This window comes from Nocardia exalbida NBRC 100660 (assembly GCF_000308575.1).
In the GTDB taxonomy this organism is placed as follows: Bacteria; Actinomycetota; Actinomycetes; order Mycobacteriales; family Mycobacteriaceae; genus Nocardia; species Nocardia exalbida.
The window spans coordinates 22,743-28,742 of record NZ_BAFZ01000110.1 but is presented as its reverse complement, the minus strand read 5'-3'; the positions used below and the strand labels follow the sequence as shown (position 1 = coordinate 28,742).

Below are 6,000 nucleotides of genomic sequence, written 5' to 3'. Positions count from 1 at the left end.
AAGCGCTTCCGCCGAAGCCCGCGCATCGTCTTCGTGAGCTGACCGGTGCGGCGTTGCACAACCTTTACGGCCCTACGGAAGCGGCGGTTGACGTCACTTTCCATGAGGTCGTCGATGCTGACATCGAGTCGGTGCCGATCGGTGCTCCGGTGTTCAACACGCAGGTGTTCGTGCTGGATGGGCGTCTGCGTCCGGTGCCGGTGGGTGTCGCGGGTGAGTTGTATCTGGCGGGTGCCCAGTTGGCGCGTGGTTATGTCGCGCGTCCGGATCTGACCAGTGACCGGTTCGTCGCCAATCCCTATGGGGAGCCTGGTGTGCGGATGTATCGCACGGGTGACTTGGTGGCGTGGACCGAGCACGGTGAACTGGAGTATTTGGGCCGTACGGACTTCCAGGTGAAGTTGCGTGGTCTGCGTATCGAGTTGGGTGAGATCGAGCAGGCGCTGACCGGCCTCGAGGAAGTCGCACAAGCGGTCGTGGTCGTGCGCGATGACGCCGCAACCGGTGGGCGCCTCGTCGCCTACCTGATCGAAGCGCCCGGCGCGCGAGTCGACCTCGGCGCGGTCGAAGCGACGCTCACCCGGCGGTTACCGGCGTACATGATGCCCTCGGCATACGTCGCGTTGACCGAGTTCCCGGTCAACGCCTCCGGCAAGCTGGACCGCCGCGCGCTGCCCGCACCAGCGGTCGAGTCCGCGCGATTCCGTGCGCCCGCGACACCGGTACAGAAACTGGTCGCCGCCACGGTCGCTGAGCTGCTCGGCGTCGATCGGGTAGGGCTGGACGACGATTTCTTCGCCCTCGGCGGCAACTCGCTCACCGCCGCCCGGCTGGTGGCCCGGCTCGGCGCTGCGCTCGACACCCGACTGCCGGTGCGGGCGCTGTTCGACGCGCCGACGGTCGCCGCGCTGGCCGCGCGGGCCGAATCGCACCGCGGCGATGGTGGTCGGGCGCCGCTGCGCCCGCTCCCGCGGCCGGACCGGATTCCGCTGTCCCCGGCCCAGCAGCGCATCTGGTTCGTCAACCGCTTCCACGCCGACGGGCAAGCGGGCGCGATCGACAACATCCCGGTCGCGCTACGCCTCTCGGGTGATCTCGACCTCGCGGCGATGACCACGGCCTTGGCCGACCTGGTGGCCCGGCACGAGACCTTGCGCACCGTCTACCCGGACGGCCCCGATGGGCCCGAGCAACGGGTGCTGCCCTCGGCCGCGCCTGACGTCCCGGTAGTGCGCGTGACCGAAACTGCACTGCCGGAACGGCTTCGGCAGCTGGCTGCCGCGCCCTTCGATCTGGTGACCGAGACACCACTGCGCGCAGCGCTGTTCGCGATCGATGACGCGAGCCAGGAGTATGTGCTCGCCCTGGTGCTGCACCACATCGCCGCGGACGGATTCTCCCTCGGACCGCTGGCCGAGGATCTGATGACCGCCTACCTGGCGCGCCGCGCCGCCGCAGCGCCCGCATGGGACGCCCTGCCGGTGCAGTACGCCGACTACACGCTCTGGCAGGCCGATTCCGCCGACGCCGACCGGCAGCTCGACTACTGGCGTAGCGCCTTGGACGGCCTGCCGGACCAGCTCGAGCTGCCCACCGACCGTCCGCGCCCGCCGGTCTCGTCGCATCGCGGCGCGACACACCGCCTGCGCATCGACTCCGATCTGCACAGCGAACTGGGTGAGCTGGCGCGCAAGCGGGAGACCACGCTGTTCAGCACGGTGCACGCGGCGCTGGCGGTGCTGCTGGCCCGCCTGTCGGGCGGCTCGGACATCGCGATCGGCACCCCGGTCGCCGGACGCGGCGACGCGGCGCTGGACCGGCTCGTCGGCATGTTCGTCAACACGCTGGTGCTGCGGACCGCCGTCGACTCCAGAGCCCGCTTCGAGAGCGTGCTGGACGCGGTGCGCGACCAGGACATCGACGCGCTCTCGCATGCCGACGTGCCGTTCGAACGTCTCGTCGAAGTGCTCGCGCCCACCCGCTCGCGCACCCGTCATCCGCTGTTCCAGGTGGCGCTGAGCTTCCAGAACTTCACCCTGCCCGAGTTCGAGCTGCCGGGCCTGCGGGTGCGCGCGCAGGAGTTCGACGCGCCGGTCGCCGAATTCGACCTCCAGTTCACCGTGCTGGAGTCCAACGACCGGGACGGCCGCGCCGACGGCATGCAGGTCGAGATCCGGTACGCCGCCGACCTTTTCGACGCACCGGCGATCGCGGTGCTCGGCAGGCGGTTCACCCAGGTGCTCGCCGCCATCGCCGCCGATCCCACGGTGGTCGTCGGCGACATCCAGTTGCTCAGCGCCGAGGAACAGCACCGCGCGCTGTACGAATGGCCGGTCGGCGGGGACGACGTCGCCGATGTGGCAGGCAACCTGGCCGAGCGTTTCGCGCGGGCCGCCGCGCTGGACCCGGACACGGTCGCGGTGCGTGACGGTGCGCGGTCGCTGTCCTACGCCGAACTCGACGAGTGGTCCAATCGGTTGGCGCGGCGGCTGGCGGCCGCGGGTGTCGGGCCGGAAACGCTGGTGGCCGTCGCGCTGCCCCGCTCGGCGGAACTGGTGGTCGCCCTGCTCGCCGTGCTCAAGGCGGGCGGCGGGTACCTGCCGATCGACCCGGCCTACCCGGACGACCGGATCGAATACGTCCTCGACGACGCCCGCCCGATCTGCGCGATCGCCGGAGCCGCCACCGAGTTGCCGCGCGGCTGGTTCGGCGGACCGGTGATCGACGTCGACGCGCCGAACCTCACGGAGTTCAGCGGCGCGCCGGTCACGGACGCGGACCGGCGCGCCCCGCTGCATCGCGCACACGTGGCCTACGTCATCTACACCTCCGGCTCCACCGGCAGGCCCAAAGGTGTTGTGGTGCCGCACCACAACGTGCTGCGGCTGCTGGACAACACGCGGCGGCGCTTCGGTTTCGGGCCTGCGGACGTGTGGACCCTGTTCCACTCCTACGCCTTCGACTTCTCCGTGTGGGAACTGTGGGGCCCGCTGTCGACCGGCGCCACGGTGGTGGTGGTCGACTACTACACCTCGCGCTCGCCGCGGCAGTTCCGGGATCTGCTGATCGCCGAGCGGGTCACCGTGCTCAACCAGACGCCGTCGGCGTTCTACCAGCTCGTCGCCGCCGATGCGGCCGGACCGGAAGCCGGATTCGCCCTGCGCACCGTGATCTTCGGCGGTGAAGCGCTGGAGCCGCAGCGCCTGGCCGGTTGGTTCGCCCGCTATCCGGACGCGCCCCGCCTGGTGAACATGTACGGCATCACCGAGACCACGGTGCATGTGTCGTATCGCGAGATCGACCGGCACACCAGGTCGTCGAGCGTGATCGGTACGGCGCTGCCCGGACTGACCGTTCGCCTGCTCGACGATCGATTGCGGCCCGTCCCCGTGGGTGTGCCGGGGGAGATCTATGTGTCCGGCGGCCAGTTGGCGCGCGGCTACCTGCGCCGTCCCGCCCTGACCGCCGCCCGTTTCGTCGCGGACCCGTACGCGGGCGACGGCTCGCTCACCTACCGCTCCGGCGATCTGGCCCGCTGGACCTCCGATGGTGAGCTGGAGTACCTCGGGCGCGCCGACCAGCAGGTGAATCTGCGCGGCTTCCGTATCGAGCTGGGGGAGATCGAGGCCGCGCTGCTCGACGCCTGTGACGCGGTGCGGGAGGTGGCCGTGGTGGTGCGCACCGACCTGGTGGACGAACCGCGCATCGTGGCGTACGTGGTGGCCGTGGACGACTCGGACGACTCGATCGATGCCGCCGCGCTGCGGCAAGCCGTGGCCTACCGCCTGCCCGAGCACATGGTGCCCGCCGCGATCGTGCCGGTGCGGCGAATCCCGTTGACCGTCAACGGGAAGCTCGACCGCGCGGCGCTGCCCGCGCCACGGTTCGAATCGACGGTCTACCGGCCGCCGTCCACACCGAGCGAACGCGTCGTGGCCGAGGTGTTCGCCGAAGTACTCGGCTCGGCACGCCCCGTGGGCGCCGACGACGACTTCTTCGCGCTCGGCGGAAGTTCCCTGCTGGCCGCCAAGGCGGTCAGCCGAATCGGCGCGGCGCTGGGCCGGACGGTCGGGGTCCGAGCGCTGTTCGAAGCGCCCCGGGTCGCGGACCTGGCCGTCGTGGCGAGCACGGTGGCTATGGGCGGCACCCGGCCCGCACTGCTGGCGGCGCCGCGTCCGGAGCGGATGCCGTTGTCACCCGCGCAGCAGCGGATGTGGTTCCTGAACCGGTTCGACCCGTCCTCCACCGCCTACAACATTCCGGTGGCCCTGCGGCTGTCCGGGCGGCTGGACGTGGCCGCGTTGCAGGCCGCGCTCGGTGACGTGGTCGCCCGGCACGAGGCGCTGCGCACCCGTTATCCGCAGGTCGACGGCGAACCGGTGCAGCTCATCGCCGACGCCGCCGACGCCACCCCGGTGCTGCGGCCGATCGACATCGCGGAAGACGAGGTACCGCGGCGCATCCGGCAGCTGGCCGAGACGACCTTCGACGTCACCGCCGAGGTCCCGCTGCGGATGCGGCTGCTGCGGGTGGTGAGGGCGGGTGCGCGCCCCGCGGACGGGCACGGTGAATTCGTGCTGGCCGGAGTGCTGCACCACATCGCCGCCGACGGCTCGTCCATCGCGCCGTTCGTGCGGGACCTGATGCTCGCCTATACCGCCCGCCGCGACGGCACGGCGCCGGAGTGGACGCCGCTCGCCGTGCAGTACGCCGATTACGCCCTGTGGCAACGCGCCCTGCTCGGCGCCGAGGACGACGCCGATTCGGTGGCGGCCCGCGAGATCGCGTTCTGGAGCGAGACCCTCGCCGGGCTGCCCGACCAGCTGGCGCTGCCCACCGATCGCTCCCGTCCGGCGAAGCAGAGCCTGCGCGGGGACAAGGTGCCGCTGACGATCGGCGCGCGGCTGCACGCGGATCTCGTCGCGCTCGGCAGGCGGCACGGCGCGACGCTGTTCATGGTGGTGCACACCGCGTTCGCGGTGCTGCTCGCGCGCTGGTCGGGCGCCGGTGACATCGCCATCGGCACGCCGGTGGCCGGGCGCGGCGCGGCCGAACTCGACGACGTCATCGGGATGTTCGTCAACACCCTCGTGCTGCGCGTCGGCGTCGACGGCGGCGAGCCGTTCGCCGGACTCCTCGCGCGGGCGCGGGCCGCCGACCTCGCGGCGCTCGAACACGCCACCGTGCCGTTCGAGCGCCTGGTGGAAGTGCTCAACCCGGTGCGCTCGACCGCCCGGCACCCGCTGTTCCAGGTCGGCTACTCGTTCCAGAACCACGAGCGTGGACAGCTGCGGCTGCCCGGCCTCGAGGTCGACGAACTCGATTTCGACAACGGCGTGGCGCAATTCGACCTACACCTGTTCGCGGTGGACGCCTACGACACCGACGGCGTGCCCTACGGCATCGAGCTGGCCCTCCGTTACGCCACCGATCTGTTCGAGCGGCCCACCGCTTTCCGGTTCGCCGCACAGCTGCGCCGGGTGCTGGAAACGGTCGCGGCGCGCCCGGACCTGCCTGTCGGCGACATCGATCTGCTCGGGACCGACCGATCGCTGGTGCTGGCCGAATGGAACCGGACCCGGCAGCCGGTCCCGCCCGCCACGCCGGCGGATCTGATCGCCGCACAGATCGCGCGCAGCCCCGGGGCGGTCGCCCTGGTGGACGCGACGACCGGAGCCGAGCTGCGCTACGCCGAGTTCGGCGAACGGGTGAACCGATTGGCGCGCAAGCTCATCGCCCACGGTATCGGCCCGGAGTCGACGGTCGTGCTGGCGATGCGCCGTTCGCCGGAACTGGTCGTCGCCATGTACGCGGTGGTGTGCGCCGGGGGCGCGTATGTGCCCATCGATCCGGACCATCCGGCCGAGCGGATCGCCCACATCGTGTCCACCGCCGCGCCCGCCCTGCTCTTGACCACTTCGCGCGACGGCTTACCGGCCGGAACGAACCGCACGGCGATGGAGGTCGACCGACTCGACCTCGCCGAATTCGCCGCGACCC

1 protein-coding gene (cut by a window edge) is annotated in these 6,000 nt (G+C 71.2%); it reads left to right on the top strand.

The features are described 5' to 3' along the window. The coding region annotated (locus ON29_RS25370; RefSeq protein WP_040870164.1) for a non-ribosomal peptide synthetase crosses the window boundary (this coding region is incomplete at its 5' end): on the top strand, positions 1-6,000 show 6,000 of its 9,077 nt. Its footprint extends 3,077 nt past the window's final position.